This is a genomic window from Paenibacillus sp. FSL H3-0457 (assembly GCF_037981725.1).
In the GTDB taxonomy this organism is placed as follows: Bacteria; Bacillota; Bacilli; order Paenibacillales; family Paenibacillaceae; genus Paenibacillus; species Paenibacillus amylolyticus.
On record NZ_CP150283.1, the window covers coordinates 837,018 to 855,426 of the forward strand.

General features: G+C 48.5%; 14 protein-coding genes. 13 read left to right on the forward strand and 1 reads right to left on the reverse strand.

Features of this window, described 5'->3' with window-relative positions; all coding sequences use genetic code 11:
• Positions 1 to 495: 495 nt before the first annotated feature.
• Genes purS through purF form a run of 4 tightly spaced genes read left to right on the forward strand, consistent with a single transcriptional unit; the run spans position 496 to position 5,119 of the window.
• Entirely contained in the window at positions 496 to 741 is a 246-nt protein-coding gene (gene purS, locus MHH25_RS03865) for a phosphoribosylformylglycinamidine synthase subunit PurS (protein WP_017690695.1), read from the forward strand.
• A gap of 4 nt (positions 742 to 745) precedes the next feature.
• A complete protein-coding gene (purQ, locus tag MHH25_RS03870; protein WP_036606071.1) occupies positions 746 to 1,435 on the forward strand; it encodes a phosphoribosylformylglycinamidine synthase subunit PurQ in 690 nt (229 codons plus the stop codon).
• The gene (gene purL, locus MHH25_RS03875) at positions 1,413 to 3,656 is read left to right on the forward strand and encodes a phosphoribosylformylglycinamidine synthase subunit PurL (RefSeq protein WP_100526311.1); all 2,244 of its coding nucleotides are present in this window, start codon (positions 1,413 to 1,415) and stop codon (positions 3,654 to 3,656) included. The genes purQ and purL overlap by 23 nt, the downstream gene beginning before the upstream one ends.
• Complete coding sequence (purF, locus tag MHH25_RS03880; protein WP_036606069.1) at positions 3,641 to 5,119, forward strand: amidophosphoribosyltransferase; 1,479 nt, start codon at positions 3,641 to 3,643, stop codon at positions 5,117 to 5,119. The genes purL and purF overlap by 16 nt, the downstream gene beginning before the upstream one ends.
• Positions 5,120 to 5,424: 305 nt before the next feature.
• Here the strand turns inward: purF and MHH25_RS03885 are convergent, their stop codons facing one another.
• Positions 5,425 to 5,583 carry a hypothetical protein gene (locus MHH25_RS03885; protein ID WP_179086593.1) on the reverse strand — a complete coding sequence of 53 codons (159 nt, stop codon included), beginning with the start codon at positions 5,581 to 5,583 and terminating at the stop codon, positions 5,425 to 5,427.
• 127 nt (positions 5,584 to 5,710) lie between these two features.
• Here MHH25_RS03885 and purM point away from each other — a divergent pair, with 127 nt between their 5' ends.
• The 9 genes from purM to MHH25_RS03930 all read left to right on the forward strand — a co-directional run bounded on the left by purM (position 5,711) and on the right by MHH25_RS03930 (position 18,363).
• Positions 5,711 to 6,751 (forward strand): phosphoribosylformylglycinamidine cyclo-ligase, encoded by a 1,041-nt coding sequence (purM, locus tag MHH25_RS03890; protein ID WP_340019209.1) that lies wholly within the window; start codon positions 5,711 to 5,713, stop codon positions 6,749 to 6,751.
• Positions 6,751 to 7,368, forward strand: a complete 618-nt coding sequence (purN, locus tag MHH25_RS03895; protein ID WP_340019210.1) for a phosphoribosylglycinamide formyltransferase — start codon at positions 6,751 to 6,753, stop codon at positions 7,366 to 7,368. The genes purM and purN overlap by 1 nt, the downstream gene beginning before the upstream one ends.
• A 295-nt stretch (positions 7,369 to 7,663) precedes the next feature.
• On the forward strand, positions 7,664 to 9,211 hold the full coding sequence (purH, locus tag MHH25_RS03900) for a bifunctional phosphoribosylaminoimidazolecarboxamide formyltransferase/IMP cyclohydrolase (RefSeq protein WP_036606066.1): 1,548 nt from the start codon (positions 7,664 to 7,666) through the stop codon (positions 9,209 to 9,211).
• A gap of 129 nt (positions 9,212 to 9,340) precedes the next feature.
• Complete coding sequence (gene purD, locus MHH25_RS03905; RefSeq protein WP_340019211.1) at positions 9,341 to 10,606, forward strand: phosphoribosylamine--glycine ligase; 1,266 nt, start codon at positions 9,341 to 9,343, stop codon at positions 10,604 to 10,606.
• A 719-nt stretch (positions 10,607 to 11,325) separates the two neighbouring features.
• Positions 11,326 to 12,663, forward strand: a complete 1,338-nt coding sequence (locus tag MHH25_RS03910) for a hemolysin family protein (RefSeq protein WP_076329575.1) — start codon at positions 11,326 to 11,328, stop codon at positions 12,661 to 12,663.
• A 283-nt stretch (positions 12,664 to 12,946) separates the two neighbouring features.
• Positions 12,947 to 14,029, forward strand: a complete 1,083-nt coding sequence (locus MHH25_RS03915; RefSeq protein ID WP_036606063.1) for a hemolysin family protein — start codon at positions 12,947 to 12,949, stop codon at positions 14,027 to 14,029.
• A gap of 251 nt (positions 14,030 to 14,280) precedes the next feature.
• Positions 14,281 to 15,234 (forward strand): ring-cleaving dioxygenase, encoded by a 954-nt coding sequence (locus MHH25_RS03920; protein ID WP_155985011.1) that lies wholly within the window; start codon positions 14,281 to 14,283, stop codon positions 15,232 to 15,234.
• A 14-nt stretch (positions 15,235 to 15,248) separates the two neighbouring features.
• Positions 15,249 to 15,854, forward strand: a complete 606-nt coding sequence (locus MHH25_RS03925) for an alpha/beta hydrolase (protein ID WP_340020441.1) — start codon at positions 15,249 to 15,251, stop codon at positions 15,852 to 15,854.
• A 217-nt stretch (positions 15,855 to 16,071) separates the two neighbouring features.
• Positions 16,072 to 18,363, forward strand: coding sequence for a glycoside hydrolase family 3 C-terminal domain-containing protein (locus MHH25_RS03930; RefSeq protein ID WP_339285431.1), 2,292 nt, complete (start codon positions 16,072 to 16,074; stop codon positions 18,361 to 18,363).
• Positions 18,364 to 18,409 lie beyond the last annotated feature (46 nt).

Here is an 18,409-nt window from a genome sequence, read left to right on the forward strand (position 1 = left end):
AACCCTTTTTTCAAAAGGAAACATTCCGGTTGCAAAGGCGAGCGCTTACGCTTCTCCAGCTCAAATCTTTCCCTCCGCCAGTGTTCAAACTGGTGGGTGAGGCAATTAAGAGCGGTGGCTTCCCACAGGTAGGGGAAGCCTGAAAAATTAAGAGAATTAAATTCACTAATTACTAAAGTAACTTAAAGACCATTCGCCATTCACTGTTTTGAAGGAATGGTCAGACTAGACCATTACACACCGTGCAACGTAAAAGGTTTAGGCCTTTAAAAAACGTCGCATGGACTAGCGGAGGGGCGGAATTGTTCTTAAAGGAGCGATAGCGTTCGCCTTTGTCCCCGGGTTTTGACCGCACAGCGGTTCAAAACAATCAAAAAACCTGGGGACAACAAGCGACCGGAAGAACAATCCGCCCCGGAGCAAGCCCCCCAAGTCACTTTTTTTAACAGCGTAAAGCATTTATCCCGTTCATTACTGAGGAGGAACATAAGGATCATGATCAAAGCAACCGTATATGTCACTATTAAGCAAAGCGTACTCGACCCGCAAGGCGTAGCTGTTCAAGGAGCCCTGCATTCTATGGGATTCAACGAAGTGGAAAGTGTACGGATCGGTAAAGTCATGGAATTGAACCTGGATACAACAGATCGTGCGGAAGCGGAGAAACGATTGAAAGTCATGTGTGAAAAGTTGCTGGCCAACACCGTTGTTGAAGATTACCGCTACGAATTGGAGGGTTAATCTCATGAAATTTGCAGTTCTTGTGTTCCCTGGCTCCAACTGCGACATCGACTGTTATAAGGCAGTGGAAGATGCCATTGGGCAAGAGGTTGATTATGTATGGCACACGGCTACAGATCTATCGGCTTATGATTGTATTTTAGTTCCGGGTGGTTTCTCTTATGGTGACTACTTGCGTTGCGGAGCGATTTCCCGCTTTGCACCGGTAATGAACGAGGTAGCGAAGGCTGCTGAACAAGGTAAATATATTCTTGGTATTTGCAACGGATTCCAGATCCTGACGGAAGCGGGATTGCTTCCAGGTGCATTGATCCGTAACACTTCCCTGAAATTCCGTTGTCACGATACGGTATTGAAAGTGGCAAACGCAGATACACCATTTACACGTGATTATGCACCGGGCGAAGAGATTATCATCCCGATTGCTCACGGTGAAGGAAACTATTATTGCGACGAGGAGACGCTCGCGAGTCTGCAAGCGAACAACCAGATCGTATTTACGTACGGGACCAACCCGAACGGTTCCCTGGGTGATATTGCAGGAGTCTGTAACGAGGCTGGAAACGTGGTCGGCATGATGCCGCATCCAGAGCGTGCAGTGGATTCACTGTTTGGTTCGGAAGACGGCAAACGTATGTTTACATCTATTTTGAAAGCATGGAGGGATCGGCATGACGCAGCAGCTATCCGCTAAGGAACCAACAGCAGAACAGGTCGCAGAACATAAACTTTACGCACAAATGGGCGTATCTGACAGCGAGTATGAGCTGATCTGTGAGTTCATGGGGCGTAAGCCAAACTACACGGAAATTGGTGTGTTCAGTGTAATGTGGTCCGAGCATTGTGCTTATAAAAACTCCAAGCCATTGCTGCGCCGTTTCCCAACCACTGGACCACGTGTCCTGATGGGACCTGGTGAAGGTGCCGGTATCGTGGATATCGGTGATAACCAGGCCGTTGTATTCAAAATTGAAAGCCATAACCATCCTTCCGCAGTTGAGCCTTATCAAGGTGCGGCAACAGGTGTGGGCGGCATTATCCGTGATATTTTCTCCATGGGTGCAAGACCGGTAGCAATACTGAACTCCCTTCGTTTTGGCAAGCTGGAGAGCGATCGAGTTAAATATTTGTTCGAACATGTGGTAGCAGGTATTGCTGGATACGGTAACTGTATCGGTATTCCTACCGTTGGTGGCGAAGTGATGTTTGATGAGAGTTATGAAGGCAATCCGCTGGTTAACGCCATGTGTGTGGGTCTGATTGATCATGACAAGATTCAGCGCGGCGTAGCTAAAGGTGTAGGTAACCCTGTGTATTATGTTGGTCCGCCAACAGGCCGTGATGGAATTCATGGAGCAACCTTTGCATCGGTTGAATTGACGGAAGAATCCGAGTCCCAACGGACAGCCGTTCAGGTCGGTGACCCGTTTATGGAGAAACTGGTGATGGAATCTTGTCTGGAATTGATCGACACGGGAATCGTGCTGGGAATTCAAGATATGGGTGCCGCTGGTCTGACATGTTCGAGTGCAGAGATGGCAAGTAAAGCGGGTAACGGTCTGGAACTGTATCTGGATCAGGTACCACAGCGTGAAGAAGGCATGACACCTTACGAGATGATGTTGTCTGAGTCCCAAGAACGGATGTTGTTCGTTGTTGAGCCGAAGGACGAGGCGCAGGCGATGGAAATCTTTGAACGTTGGGGCGTAATCTGTGCCAAAGTTGGTAAAGTAACGGATGACGGTCGTCTGAAATTGATCCACCACGGCGAAGTGGTCGGAGATATGCCAGTAACGGCACTGGTTGACGAATGTCCAGTGTATGACAAACCTTCTTCTGTACCTGCATACTACGAGCAAAGTGCTTCCATCGACACGCTTCGTTACGACGAAGTGTCGGATCTCGGCGGAGCGTTGAAACAAGTATTGGCTTCACCAACAGTAGCTAGTAAAAAATGGGTGTATGATCAATACGACTACATGGTGCGTACAAGCACTGCCGTTCGCCCAGGTTCGGATGCAGCCGTAGTTACGATTCGTGGCACACGCAAAGGTCTCGCGATGACAACGGACTGTAATGGACGTTATGTGTACCTTGATCCTGAAGTTGGTGGACGGATTGCCGTAAGTGAAGCAGCGCGTAACATTGTATGTTCCGGTGCTGAGCCGCTGGCGATTACGGACAACCTGAACTTCGGTAACCCGGAGAAACCGGATATTTTCTGGCAAATGGAGAAAGCGGTAGACGGTATGGCGGAAGCTTGTCGTGTGCTGGATACACCGGTCATCGGTGGTAACGTAAGTCTGTATAACGAAAACGCCAAAGGCTCCATCTATCCAACGCCAGTTGTCGGTATGGTAGGTCTCGTTCATGACACGGATCATATCACGACGCAAGCATTCAAATCCGAAGGTGATGTTATCATCCTCCTAGGCGAAACAAAAGCTGAACTGGGTGGCAGCGAGCTGCAATACGCGGTTCATGGTCAGACGGAAGGTCGTCCACCAGAACTGAACTTGCAAACAGAAAAAGCGTTGCTCAGCACGGTGCTGGAAGCTATTCAATCCGGTCTCGTTCGCTCGGCACATGACTTGTCTGAAGGCGGCTTGGCTGTTGCACTCGCAGAGTCTTGCATCAGTGGTAACGTAGGAGCACAGGTGAATGTGGAGACTGCATTGCGTGCAGATCACGCCCTATTCAGTGAGAGCCAATCCCGTATCTTGTTGTCGGCTACGCCAGAGCAAGCGGGTAAACTTGAAGCATTTGTACGTGAGCGTGGTGTACCTGTAGCTGTGATTGGACGTGTAGAAGGAAGTAACCTGACGATTGAATTGAACGGAACATCAGCCGTGAGCGAACCTGTAGGAGGTTTGGCTCAGGTCTGGGAGGATGCGATTCCATGTCTCATGAACTGACGACAGGACCGTTGTGGACAGGCGATTATTATAATGAAGGGTCCGGCAAGGAAGGACTCGACAAATTGAAAGAAGAATGCGGTGTGTTCGGGGTGTTCAGACACCCTGACGCGGCTTCACTCTCCTATTATGGTCTGCATGCGCTGCAACATCGGGGCGAAGAAAGTGCAGGCATGTGTGTGAGTGATGGCAGCCAGTTTAACTATCATCGCGGCATGGGTCTGGTGAAGGAAGTATTCACCAAAGACCTGATGCAGACGCTGACCGGGGATATTTCCATTGGACATGTCCGTTATTCAACGAGTGGTGACAGTAAACTGACAAACGCACAGCCATTGGTATTCAAATACCGTGATGGCGATTTGGCGGTAGCGACCAACGGGAACATTGTGAATGCACCAACGATCCGGCGCGAGCTGGAGCAGAGTGGTTCCATCTTCCAAACAACGAGTGATACCGAGGTTATTGCACATCTGATTGCACGATCCTCCAAAGGGCTTGTCGAAGCTGCAAAAGAGGCGTTCCAGCGGATTGTGGGTGGTTATGCATTTCTGATCATGACCAACGACAAGTTGCTGGTTGCTTCCGATCCGCACGGACTTCGTCCATTGACGATGGGTAAGCTGGGAGATGCATATCTGTTTGCGTCTGAGACGTGTGCACTGGAAACAATTGGCGCAGAGTTAATCCGTGACATTGAACCGGGTGAACTGCTTGTGTTGGATGCAGATGGTCTACACGAGGATCGCTTTGATCATCACAAACACCGCAAGGCATTATGCGCGATGGAATATATTTATTTTGCTCGTCCGGATAGTGATATGAATGGTACGAACCAGCATGCGGCCCGTAAACGGATGGGAAGCCGGATGGCGATTGAGTCGTTTGTGGATGCGGACTTGGTTACGGGGGTACCAGATTCCAGCATCTCGGCGGCCATTGGATACGCTGAACAGACAGGTATTCCGTATGAGATGGGTATGATCAAGAACAAATACACCGGACGTACGTTTATCCAGCCAAGCCAGGAACTGCGGGAGCAGGGCGTGAAGATGAAGCTGAGCGCTGTGCGTCGCGTTGTGGAAGGCAAACGTGTGGTCATGATTGACGACTCTATCGTACGGGGAACAACCTCCCGCCGGATCGTGAACATGCTGCGTGATGCAGGAGCTACCGAGGTTCATGTGCGCATTACATCACCACCTTTCAAAAACCCGTGTTTCTACGGTATTGATACGCCTGACAGCCGTGAATTAATTGCTTCACAGTTGTCGGTGGAAGAAATCTGCCGTGAAATTAATGCGGACTCCCTGGAGTTCCTCAGTCCCGATGGACTGATTGCATCGATTCAGGGAGATAATCAGGATGATCCTAAAGGCGGACTATGTCTCGCATGTTTTGATCATGATTACCCAACCCGCCTCGATTTTGGCGGCGAGGAAAAATTCGGCTGCAGCTGTTAGCCTTATAGCCCCGCTTTGCGGAGCGACAGGGGCTAGGCAGCCAGGCGAAGCAGCTGCCCCCGGGCCTAGCCCGCGCCCTTTAGCCCCGCCTTGCGGAGCAACAGGGGCTCAGGCAGCCAGGCGAAGCAGCTGCCCCCGGGCCTAGCCCGAGCCCTCAAGCCCCGCTTTGCGGTGCAACAGGGGCTAGGCAGCCAAGCGAAGCAGCTGCCCCCGGGCCTAGCCCGCGCCCTTAAGCCCCGCCTTGCGGAGCAATAGGGGCCAGGCAGCCAAGCGAAGCAGCTGCCCCCCGGGCCTAGCCCGAGCCCTTAAGCCCCGCCTTGCGGAGCAATAGGGGCCAGGCAGCCGAGTGAAGCAGCTGCCCAGCGGGCTTGCCCGCAGCGTAGCTGAGCGGGGTTCGCTGACCGATGGCTTGCAGCCAACGGAATCGGCGAACAATCCCGCGAGATCACGCACGAACCAACCATAGCAAGATCACACCAGCCACCTCTGCACCGCTTTTTTGGCGGGTGTCCAGAGGGCCTGCCAAGGTCCTATGGGGTCCTCCCGGGCGGGAGGATTTAGGTGGGGCGAAAAAAAAGGAGATGATTCCACTTGTCCGAAGCATATAAAAAGGCCGGCGTTGATATCGCGGCAGGTAATGAAGCGGTTGAACGGATGAAAAAACACGTGAAGCGTACCTTCCGTCCGGAAGTGATGACAGATCTGGGTGGATTCGGTGCCCTGTTCGGTTTGAACAAAGATAAATACGATGAGCCAGTGCTTGTATCTGGTACGGATGGCGTAGGCACCAAGCTGAAAATTGCATTTGCCATGGACCGTCACGATACCATCGGAATCGACGCGGTAGCGATGTGTGTGAACGACATTGTGGTACAGGGTGCAGAACCACTCTTCTTCCTTGACTATCTGGCATGTGACAAAGTCATTCCTGAGAAGATTGAAGCTATTGTTGCGGGAATCGCTGAAGGCTGTCATCAATCTGGTTGTGCGCTGATCGGTGGCGAGACGGCGGAAATGCCGGGCATGTACAGTGAAGGCGAATATGATATTGCCGGATTCACGGTGGGCATCGTGGACAAAGCGAAGATCATCAATGGTACAACCATCGCTCCTGGCGACACAGTAATTGGCCTGGCTTCCAGCGGTGTGCATAGTAACGGATTCTCGCTGGTACGCAGACTTTTGTTGGAAGATGCGGGACTTGATCTGCATGATGAAGTAGCGGAACTGGGTGGTAAGCTGGGAGATTCACTGCTGGAACCTACAAAGATCTATGTTAAACCCCTGTTGTCCTTGCTGGAAAAGGTAAAAGTAAAAGGTATGGCTCACATTACAGGTGGTGGTTTCATCGAGAATATCCCACGTATGTTGCCGAGCAACGTGAATGTGGATATTGACTACGGCTCTTGGCCGATCCTGCCAATCTTCAACCTGTTACAGGAAAAGGGTGCTGTCTCGAACCGTGACATGTTCACCACATTTAACATGGGTGTCGGGCTTGTACTGGTCGTTAATGAAGCAGATGCATCGGAAGCGCTGCAACAACTGAAAATATCTGGTGAAGAAGCGTACATCATTGGCCGTGTTACTGAAGGAGATGCGCGAGTAACCTTCACGGGAGCGGATGTTTAATGGCGAACTACCGCATAGCTGTATTTGCCTCGGGTGAAGGGACTAACTTTCAGTCATTGGTCGATGCAGTACGGAATGGTGGGCTGAATGCATCCGTTGATCTGCTCGTGTGTGATAAACCATCTGCACGTGTTGTGCAGCGGGCACAGGACGCAGGCGTGGACTGTCATCTGTTTACTCCGAAAAATTATGCTTCCCGTGAAGCCTATGAGGCAGAGATCGTGGAAGTACTTGAATTCAAAAAGATCGACTTGGTCGTTCTTGCTGGATATATGAGATTGCTGACTTCCGTTGTGGTGGATCGTTACGCAGGGCGGTTGATTAACATTCATCCGTCCTTGCTACCGGCATTTGCAGGTAAGGATGCGATTGGACAGGCATTGGAATACGGTGTGAAAGTTACGGGTGTGACCGTGCACTTTGTGGACGGAGGCATGGATACCGGACCGATTATTGCCCAGCATCCGGTTCCCATTTTGCCAGAGGATACGCCTGAGTCAATCAGTCGTTCCATTCATGCGGCTGAACAGCAGTTATACCCTGAAGTTGTTTCCTGGTTCGCGCAAGGTCTGGTTCAGTTAGACGGACGTCACGTGACTGTTAACAAACCGGTTTGATATAGTTTTAAACTTTTTCACACATTAACGGAGAGGACAGAAATAAGCTGTAGAAGCGAAGCGCTCGCCTTTATTACTGGATTTTTACCATTGAGAAATTGTTCAAAAAAATCTAGGAATAACAGCGATCGAAAGATTATTCTGGACTCGTAGTGTTTTAGTGTGAAAATCCATTTATCAACTGTATAACAGAAGTCGAATATTGGTACGCATTTTGTGATATTTCTCGGGAAATAAATCGGCTGTGTTTCGTCAGGAAACGCGAAGCCATGGGACATTAAAGGAGGAGCATATTGTGAGTATCAAAAGAGCGCTGGTTAGCGTATCGGATAAAACGGGCATCGTGGACTTTTGCCGCGAGCTGTCGCAAATGGGTGTGGAGATTATTTCGACAGGAGGTACAAGCAGCCTGTTGTCGAAGGAAGGCGTACCTGTCATCGGAATTTCGGATGTGACCGGATTTCCGGAAATCATGGACGGACGTGTCAAAACATTACATCCGGCAGTTCATAGTGGGTTGTTGGCTGTGCGTGATAACGAAGAGCACACACGCCAGATGGAAGAACTCGGTCTCGGCTATATCGATCTGGTTGTCGTGAACCTGTATCCATTCCAAGAGACTATTGCGAAACCGGACGTAGCATACGAAGATGCCATCGAGAACATCGATATTGGCGGTCCAACGATGCTTCGCTCGGCAGCCAAAAACCATGCCTTTGTCAGTGTCGTTGTAGACGCATCTGATTACAGCCAAGTGTTGGAGGAAGTGCGCAACGATGGAGATACCACTCTCGAAACTCGCAAACGGCTTGCGGCAAAAGTGTTCCGTCATACGGCGGCTTACGATGCACTCATCTCCGACTACCTGTCCAACGTAAATGGCGATCCACTGCCAGAGCGTCTGACGGTTACTTACGAAAAACTCCAGGATTTGCGTTATGGCGAAAATCCACACCAGCAGGCGGCATTCTACCGCAAACCGCTGGCTGCTCAAGATACGTTGACAACAGCAGAGCAATTGCATGGCAAAGAGTTGTCTTATAATAACATCAACGATGCTAACGCAGCATTGCAGATTGTCAAAGAGTTTGAAGAACCAGCCGTTGTCGCGGTTAAACATATGAACCCATGTGGCGTAGGTATTGGCGCAAGTATCTATGAAGCTTACGGCAAAGCATATGCTGCAGATCCAACGTCTATCTTTGGTGGCATTGTGGCAGCGAACCGCATTATCGACAGCGATACAGCAGGCAAATTAAGCGAGATTTTCCTGGAGATCGTACTTGCTCCTGACTTTACGCAAGAAGCTCTCGATATCCTGACGAAGAAGAAAAACATTCGTTTGCTCAAAACGGGTGAACTGAATGCTGCTCGTAAACGGGAGAGCCAATTCGTGGTAACGTCCATCGACGGTGGTATGATCGTGCAACAGTCCGATGTACACTCCATCGAAGCGAGCGAGCTGAACGTGGTAACCGATCGTGCGCCATCGGAAGAAGAACTGAAACAGCTATTGTTTGGCTGGAAAGTAGTTAAACACGTGAAATCCAACGCTATTGTGCTTGCTGCGAATGACATGACAGTGGGTGTGGGCGCTGGACAAATGAATCGTGTGGGTGCAGCCAAAATTGCGATTGAACAAGCGGGCGAGCAAGCAAAAGGGGCTATTCTGGCATCTGATGCGTTCTTCCCAATGGGTGATACGCTGGAACTGGCAGCAAAAGCCGGAATTACAGCGGTAATTCAACCGGGTGGTTCGATCAAAGATGAAGAATCCATCAAAGTAGCGAATGAATACGGAATTGCCATGGTCTTCACAGGCGTTCGTCACTTCAAACACTAGAACGAAAAAGGTTTAATAAGGGGTGTCGCCAGTCATACTTATGACTTATGGTACACCCCCTCTTTTTTAGTTTTTTCAACACGCGATAGCGTAACAAATCCAGTTATGCACGGAGGGGGAACAGAACGAATGGATATTCTGGTAGTAGGCGGCGGTGGCCGAGAGCATGCAATCATCTGGGCACTGGCGAAGAGTCCAAAGGTAGACAAGATTCACTGTGCACCGGGAAATGCAGGCATTGCTCAGCTGGCTGAGTGTCATGCCATTGCGGTGAATGAATTCGATAAACTAACGGCTCTTGCTGTAGAGCTTAAAGTAGGTCTGGTGGTTATTGGTCCGGATGATCCGCTTGCGGATGGGATTGTGGATGCATTTGATTCGACAGGTATTCCGGTATTCGGACCCCGTCGTAATGCAGCAGAGATCGAAGGAAGTAAAACGTTCATGAAGGACCTGCTGCACAAATACAACATTCCAACCGCAGCCTATGAAAAATTCGACAACTACGAACAAGCTCAAGCATACCTGAATGAGCAAGCAATTCCGGTTGTCATCAAGGCAGATGGACTGGCAGCGGGCAAAGGTGTGACCGTAGCTTATTCGCGTGAAGAGGCTGATCAGGCACTTCGCAGTATCATGGTGGACAAAGTATTTGGTGAAGCGGGAGCCAAAGTAATTATCGAGGAATTCCTCGCAGGGCAGGAAATGTCCATTCTGGCTTTTGTTGATGGGGAGACGGTTCGCCCGATGGCGGCGGCACAGGATCACAAACCTGTATTCGATAATGATCAGGGGCCAAACACAGGCGGTATGGGTACATATTCACCTTTGCCACACATTCCTGCATCCATTATTGAAGAAGCCGTGGAGACGATCATCAAACCAACTGCCAAAGCGATGGTTTCTGAGGGACGCCCATTCCAGGGTGTATTGTTTGCCGGGCTGATGATTTCACCAGATGGTAAGCCCAAAACGATTGAGTTCAACGCACGTTTTGGTGATCCGGAAACACAGGTCGTATTGCCACGCCTAAAGAGTGACTTGTTTGATATCTTCTGGGCAACCGTTCATGGCAAGCTGGCTGATATTGAGATTGAATGGAGCGACGAAGCCGCAGTATGTGTGGTGCTTGCTTCAGGAGGTTATCCGGGCCCTTATGCCAAAGGTGTAGTCATTAAAGGACTGAACCAAGTAGATGACGCCGTGGTATTCCACGCAGGTACAGCGCGTAGTGAAGCGGGAGACTGGGTTACGAATGGTGGACGGATCCTGGGTGTAGTTGGCCTTGGTGCGGATATTGCCGAAGCCAGAAACAAAGCTTATCAACAGGCGGAGCGTATCCATTTTGATGGTAAACATCAGCGAACGGATATTGCTGCCAAAGCACTCGTATAGAATGAATATAAGAGCCCGTAAAGATGTATACCGGAAAGGTATTTGCATCTTGCGGGCTCTTTGATACGTATATAGATGTATCTTGTGCATAAGGCCGGACTTGTTTTATACGGGAAAGAATATGGGGAAGATTCAAAACGGGATTAAATCAGGGAGATCCGGCATGTTTAATGCCCTAAAGTAAGGGGTAGTATTTTTATAAATTGAACTATACTAAACATGTGAACAATATCACATTACGAGGTAATATCAATCATATTATATAAAGTACGTAACATACATAGAGACTAATTTGTGAACATTATACTGTAAGCTTGTGGCAAACCATAACGTGCAACTGGATGGTTGAGCGGGAAACATGGTATACTTTTCGGAAACAGGAATGAGTACGAGGGGAGGTGGATATCTATTGGGTAGGCGATATTGTAAATTGTCCAAATGGCGAATCTAGGTGGAGTTAAGCGAGGAACAATTTACAGCATGAGGGGTAACCCGATTTGAATGAAGAAGTTTCTGCAAGTCATTGACTTCATCTTGAATTCCTGTTTTGTAAATTTACAAGGTCAAACGTAAGACTTATACAAAAGATATCATTGAAATCAATTTTATATAAGGCAGACGTCGTGTTGAAAGACTAACAGTTGATGAATGGTTAACACAGTTAACGGATCACGCTGTAACTATCTCTGGAGGTGAATCCCTGAGAACCGGGGAAATCATTGGACATAATTACCATATTGAATATCGCTTTACTTATTATCTTGATTGCATTGACTGCATTTTTCGTAGCATCGGAGTTCGCTGTAGTCAAAATTCGTACATCAAGAGTGGATCAACTGGTCGCGGAGGGCAATAAAAAGGCCGTATTGGCTAAAAAAGTTGTCTCGGACCTGGATTATTATCTGTCAGCCTGTCAGCTCGGTATTACGGTCACTGCACTGGGACTGGGAGCGCTCGGAAAACCGACGGTTGAGAGATTGTTATATCCGGTATTCAATTATTTAGATGTACCTGCTTCAATCTCGTCGATTGCTTCCTATGCGATCGCCTTTATCCTCGTCACGTTCTTGCACGTGGTTGTTGGTGAGATGGCACCGAAAACGTTGGCGATTCAATTCTCAGAAAAACTGACATTAATGCTCGCCCCATCGCTATACTGGTTTGGTAAAATCATGTATCCGTTCATCTGGGCGCTTAATGGAACATCACGTGTTCTTCTGCGAGGATTCGGTGTGAAGCCTGCCAAACATGATCAGGCCTACTCGGAGGATGAGATTAAGATCATCATGAACCAGAGTTATGAAGGTGACGAGAACAACAAGACCAAGCTTTCGTATCTGGAAAATGTATTTGTGTTCGACGAACGTGATGCCAAAGACATCATGGTACCACGTACGGAACTGGTGACATTAGATCAGGATATGACTTATGACGATATTATTCCTATATTGGATGAACATAACTATTCACGTTACCCTGTCATCGAGGATGGGGACAAGGACCGCATTATCGGCGTTGTGAATGTGAAAAAGATTTTGCCTGACATGGTAGCCGCAAGAACATATCAACTAAGCGAGTTCGTTCGTGAAATCCCATTTGTTTCCGAAGTTACAAGTATCCAGGATGCAATGATTAAAATGCAGCAGGAACGTGTACACATGGCCGTGGTCGTGGATGAATATGGGGGTACCTCGGGTATCATTACGATGGAGGATATTCTGGAGGAACTTGTCGGTGAGATTCGCGATGAATTCGATGCCGATGAGGTGGCCGATATTCAGGAGACCGGAGAGAATCAATATCTCATTAATGGCCGGGTACTTTTGGATGAAGTGGAGCGGCAGTTCGGACTTAGCTTTGAAGGTAATGAAGAGATGGATACCGTTGCTGGATGGATTCAATACCAGAAGGGTGTAGGTGTGGAAAAAGGAGACACGGTAGAACACGGCGATTATGTCTGGACCGTTGTGGATACCGAAAACTATCACATCAAACAAGTTCTTCTGGAACGAGTGAGCGGCGCGCAGGTTGAGGAAGCTACAAGCGATCTGGCGTGATCTTGGTTGGTTCGATCTGACTGTAATCTAGGGTTTGACTGCCTATTTGGCTACTGCCCTCAGAATTTAGAACGTTTTGGCAACGTAGCAGTGTAGGGGACGGAATCGATCCTGAAGAAGCGTAGCGTTCGCGTTTGCAAACCAATTTTAAACCTTTGAAAACAATAATCAGGAAAATTTGGAGGCAATGGCGATCGGAAGAACGAGCCGTCATCGGAACGTCACTCGTGCAACCTTATTTTAAAATTTAATGGAGGTGAATCCCTCAACCCGAGGGAAATCATTGGACGGAATAATAGCCTTGAATTTATTTTTAGTAGCCGTATTTATAGGTCTGACAGCCTTTTTCGTTGGAGCCGAATTTGCAATTCTTAAAGTACGGATGTCCCGAATCGATCAATTGATCTCGGAAGGCAACAAAAAGGCAGTACTGGCCAAAAAAGTGGCGCACAACCTGGATTATTATCTGTCGGCATGTCAATTGGGGATCACCATCACGGCGCTGGTATTGGGAGCCTTGGGTGAACCTACTGTTGAGAAAATGCTGCATCCGCTCTTTGAGCGAATGGAAGTACCAGCGGCATTGTCTACCGTGCTTTCCTATGGTATTGCTCTGGCGATCATTACGTTCCTGCACGTGGTTATTGGTGAATTGGCACCGAAAACCCTGGCGATTCAGTTTGCAGAGAGAATGACGCTGTTGCTGGCACCACCACTGTATTGGTTCGGTAAAATCATGAATCCATTCATCTACGCGCTAAATGGAGCTGCTCGTCTGTTGCTTGGCATATTTGGTGTAAAACCTGCCGGGCATGATACCGTTCACTCCGAAGAAGAGCTGAAGCTGATTATGGCACAGAGCTACGAGAGTGGCGAGATCAACCAGACGGAGCTGGACTATCTCAAAAACATTTTTGCTTTTGATGAGCGTCTGCTTCAGGAGATTATGATTCCAAGAGATAAAATTGTTACTCTGAATAAGGAAATGCCGATTGATCAGATCATTGAGACGCTGAATCGACACGAATACACGAGATACCCTGTTATTGCGAATGGGGATCAGGCTCATTTTGTTGGCTTCATTAACACGAAAGAAATGCTGACGAGTGTAGCAGCAGGCAGAGACTTCAATATGGAGACATTTGTTCACAATACACCGAGTTTCTCCGAGCGTTCTCCAATCAAGGATGTACTGATCCAGATGCAGCAAAGCCGTGTACACATTGCAACCGTGAAAAACGAGGCAGGTGCTACGGTAGGTATGGTTACGATGGAGGATATCCTTGAAGAGATTGTCGGAGATATCAAGGATGAATACGAGCATAAAGATTTGGTGAATCCACCAAAAAGAATGAAACTGGTTTAAGAAGCATTAATACAAAAGTAATACAGGAATACGAAACAAGCTAATCAATCGTTATAACGCTAAGCAGGTTCCCGGAGTGATCGGGGCCTGCTTTTTGTATTAAATCTTAATTTTAAAATAAAAGCTTGCATAATGTGGTCCAATGGATTAATATAAATTTAAAGAATCTTAACTTAAAGATAAATAACAGAAACCAATAAATAAAAGAAGCAAAAACAACCTATGATACAACTAAAACCAAGGGAGTGGAGATTATGTTCAGAACTTCAGGAATTCATCATATTACAGCTTTTGTTGACGATGCGCAGAAAAACGTTGATTTTTATGCAGCTGTGTTGGCGCTCAGACTGGTGAAAAAAACAATAAACTTTGATGCACCGGACGTGTATCACTTGTATTACGGGAATGAGCAGGGTGCACCGGGCACAATCATTACCTTTTTCCCACAGCAGAATTCAAGAAGAGGTGTCATTGGGTCAGGTCAGACTGGAGTTACCGTATATGCGGTTCCTGTAGGAAGCCTGCCTTTCTGGAAAGAACGTCTTGCTTCCTTCGATATTCCATATGAAAATAAAACCAGATTTGGTGAGCAGTACATTCGTTTCTTCGACAAAGGAGGTCTGCTGCTTGAACTGGTTGAGCGTGAAGGCGGTCAGCCAAGCAACTGGAGTTTCAACGGTGTGACACCGGAGCATGCCATCAAAGGATTTGGCGGAGCCGTATTGTTCAGCCAAGTTCCTGAGAAAACCATGGACGTCTTGGTGAGCAAACTGGGTCTGGAGCAAGTCGGTGAAGAGAACGGACTCCTTCGTCTTCAGGCAAGCGGCGATATTGGTCAGATCATCGATATTCAGTCCACAGGTATCCAACGCGGGATTGGTGGAGCCGGAACGGTTCACCATATTGCATGGCGTGCCAAAGATTACGTGGAACATGAACAAATTCAGCAGGATCTTGAACAATCCGGATATCATCCAACGCCAGTCATTGACCGTCAATACTTCAACGCTGTGTATTTCCGGGAGCCGGGTGGTATACTGTTCGAACTGGCTACGGATCCTCCGGGATTTGCACGGGATGAACCAGCAGAGAGCATGGGTGAGAAACTGATGTTGCCTGAATGGTATGAACCACAGCGTGAGCAGATTGAACAATTGTTGCCACGAATTGAAGTACGTGAATGGAAAGGAGAGTCCAAATCATGACCACAACCAATACAATGAAACATATCTATAAAGCAGGTGCTCAGCCGGATGCGCCAACAATCTTGTTGCTTCATGGCACAGGCGGAACCGAGAATGATCTGATCGGTCTGGCGGAGATGATCGCACCAGGAGCTGGCATACTTGGGGTGCGGGGTAATGTATCGGAGAACGGGATGCCCCGTTTCTTCCGCCGCCTGGCCGAAGGCATTTTTGATGAAGAAGATCTGATTGCTCGTACGGCAGAGTTGGGATCTTTTGTCGATGCAGCTGCGGTGGAATATGGGTTCGATCGGTCCAACGTGTATGCACTGGGTTACTCTAACGGTGCCAACATTGCGGCAAGCTTGATCTTCCATCAAGCAGATGTATTCAAAGGTGCAATTCTGCATCACCCGATGGTACCGTTGCGCGGACTCGAACTGCCGGATCTGAAAGGTCTGCCTGTGTTCATTGGTGCGGGCGAGAACGATCCGATTGTACCAAGACGTGAAACCGAGGAACTTGCTTCGCTGCTCAGCGGTGCAGGTGCCGATGTAAACACGCATTGGGAGCGTCAGGGTCATCAGTTGACTCGTACTGAGGCAGAAGTTGCGGTAGCTTGGTTTAAGACTCAGGCGTAAATTGGGTGGATAGACGGTTATGAAACGTATAGAGACAGCCTGATCGTGAAGATCGGGCTGTTTTTCCTTTTTATTTTGATCATCGTCAGGAAGAAGAAATGATTGACTGGTGTTATGTAACCGTTACTAACCGGGTAAACATTTGAATGTGTGGTAGATAACCTTGTATGCTTAGTGATATAGCTATGTATCAACATCATGAACTGGAGGGGTTAATGTGGAACGTAACATCAAGGAACTGGTACAGCGGATGACACTGGAAGAAAAAGCGGGCATGTGCTCGGGACTGGACTTTTGGCATCTGAAAGGGGTGGAGCGTCTTGGCATTCCATCCATCATGGTGACGGACGGACCTCACGGACTACGCAAGCAGGATGGGAGTGCGGATCATCTTGGACTAACGTCGAGTGTGCCTGCAACCTGTTTCCCGTCTGCGGCAGGATTGGCTAGTTCATGGGACAAGGAGCTGGCGCGTCAGGTCGGGGTGGCTTTGGGAGAGGAATGTCAGGCCGAGGATGTAGCGGTATTACTTGGACCGGGTGTAAATATTAAACGTTCCCCATTGGGTGGACGTAATTTTGAATACTTTTCCGAAGATCCGTTGTTATCTACGCAGATGGCTACCGGTCATATTCAGGGTGTACAGAGCCAAGGTGTGGGTACGTCTCTCAAACACTTTGCAGTTAATAATCAGGAAGAACGGCGTATGTCGATTGATGCGGTAGTGGATGAACGGACGCTGCATGAGATCTATCTGGCGAGCTTCGAAGGTGCGGTGAAGGATGGACAGCCGTGGACGGTAATGTGTTCCTACAATAAGGTGAACGGCACGTATGCAGGTGAGAATGAATGGTTACTTACGGATATCCTGAAAGACGAATGGGGACACGAAGGTCTTGTGGTGTCAGACTGGGGCGCGGTCAATGAACGTGCAGACGCTCTTGCAGCAGGATTGGAACTGGAGATGCCAACAAGTGGTGGAATCGGGGAGCGTAAAGTGATTGATGCCGTAGAAAGCGGACAACTGCCGCTGGACAAGCTGGATCGGGCGGTGGAGCGTCTGCTTACGCTGATCTTTAATGCCGTTGATCAAAAGCAAGATGGGGCTACATATAACAAGGATGAGCATCACCAACTTGCGCGTAAGGTGGCAGCCGAGAGTATGGTTTTGCTGAAAAATGAAGAAGGTATCCTGCCGCTTGGGCGTGAAGGCGATGTGGCGATAATCGGGGCATTTGCGCGTAAACCTCGCTTCCAGGGCGGGGGAAGTTCCCATATTAATCCGACCAAAGTGGATGATATTGTGGAAGAGATGACACAGGTGGCTGGCGAAAGTGTAACCTTCTCGTATGCCCCAGGTTATCGGATTGAAGCGGATGATGTGGATGAGACATTGATGCATGAGGCTGTTCAGGCAGCACAGTCAGCGGATACCGCTGTTGTGTTTGTTGGATTGCCGGATCGTTATGAATCCGAAGGGTATGATCGTGCCCATTTGCGTCTGCCTGACAATCATATTCGTCTGATTGAAGAGATTGCAAAAGTACAATCACGTGTGGTTGTGGTGCTGAGCAACGGATCTCCAGTGGAGATGCCTTGGTTGCCGCAGGTGCAAGCGGTGCTTGAAGCTTATCTTGGTGGACAGGCCGTTGGTGGAGCGATAGCTGATCTGCTGTATGGAGAGGTGAATCCGTCCGGTAAACTGGCAGAGACATTCCCTGCCAAACTCAGCCATAATCCATCTTATCTGAATTTCCCGGGTGAAGGGGATCGAGTTGATTACCGGGAAGGCATCTTTGTTGGTTACCGCTATTATGATAAAAAAGAGCTGGAGCCACTGTTTCCGTTCGGTTATGGACTAAGTTATACGACATTTGAATATGCTGACCTGAAGGTAGATCGCACAGAATTGACCGATCAGGATGAGGTGAATGTGCAAGTAAGGGTCACCAATACCGGTGACAGAGCGGGCAAAGAGATTGTACAGTTGTATGTCAGCGATGTAGAGAGCACAGTTATTCGTCCTGTAAGAGAATTGAAAGGATTTGCGAAGGTGGCCCTTGAACCTGGAGAGTCCAAAGTGGTGAGCTTCACACTAAACAAACGTTCATTCGCCTATTACAACGTAGATATGAAGGACTGGCATGTGGAGACCGGAGAGTTCGAGATTCAGGTAGGCAGTTCCTCACGGGACATTCATGTGCACACACGTGTGAATGTAGAGTCTACAGCGACATTCCTTCCAACCTATACGCGTAATAGTACATTGGGTGATATCCAGCGTGATCCGGCCCATAAACAGCTACTGGACCAGGCTTTGCAACAATTCCAGGAAGCCAGTGGGTTCGGCGGTGATGATGCCGGGGATCATGCAGATATGATGGATGCGATGATGAAATATATGCCGCTACGAGCACTGGTTGCGTTTAGCGGTGGGGCCATGACGGAAGAAGCGATGAATGAACTTCTGGAGCAGCTGAACAACAAGAATCATGGTATTCGGGGATAAGGGGCTGTGCTCTTAAACCGAGTATTCGTCCATCCTTGGATTAAGT

Excerpts from the sequence above, each read along its gene's own strand:
- purN (WP_340019210.1), top strand. The coding sequence starts at position 6,751 with ATGGCGAACTACCGCATAGCTGTATTTGCCTCGGGTGAAGGGACTAAC.
- purL (WP_100526311.1), top strand. The coding sequence starts at position 1,413 with ATGACGCAGCAGCTATCCGCTAAGGAACCAACAGCAGAACAGGTCGCA.
- purD (WP_340019211.1), top strand. The coding sequence starts at position 9,341 with ATGGATATTCTGGTAGTAGGCGGCGGTGGCCGAGAGCATGCAATCATC.
- purS (WP_017690695.1), top strand. The coding sequence starts at position 496 with ATGATCAAAGCAACCGTATATGTCACTATTAAGCAAAGCGTACTCGAC.
- purF (WP_036606069.1), top strand. The coding sequence starts at position 3,641 with ATGTCTCATGAACTGACGACAGGACCGTTGTGGACAGGCGATTATTAT.
- MHH25_RS03925 (WP_340020441.1), top strand. The coding sequence starts at position 15,249 with ATGAAACATATCTATAAAGCAGGTGCTCAGCCGGATGCGCCAACAATC.
- purQ (WP_036606071.1), top strand. The coding sequence starts at position 746 with ATGAAATTTGCAGTTCTTGTGTTCCCTGGCTCCAACTGCGACATCGAC.
- MHH25_RS03885 (WP_179086593.1), bottom strand. The coding sequence starts at position 5,583 with ATGGTTGGTTCGTGCGTGATCTCGCGGGATTGTTCGCCGATTCCGTTG.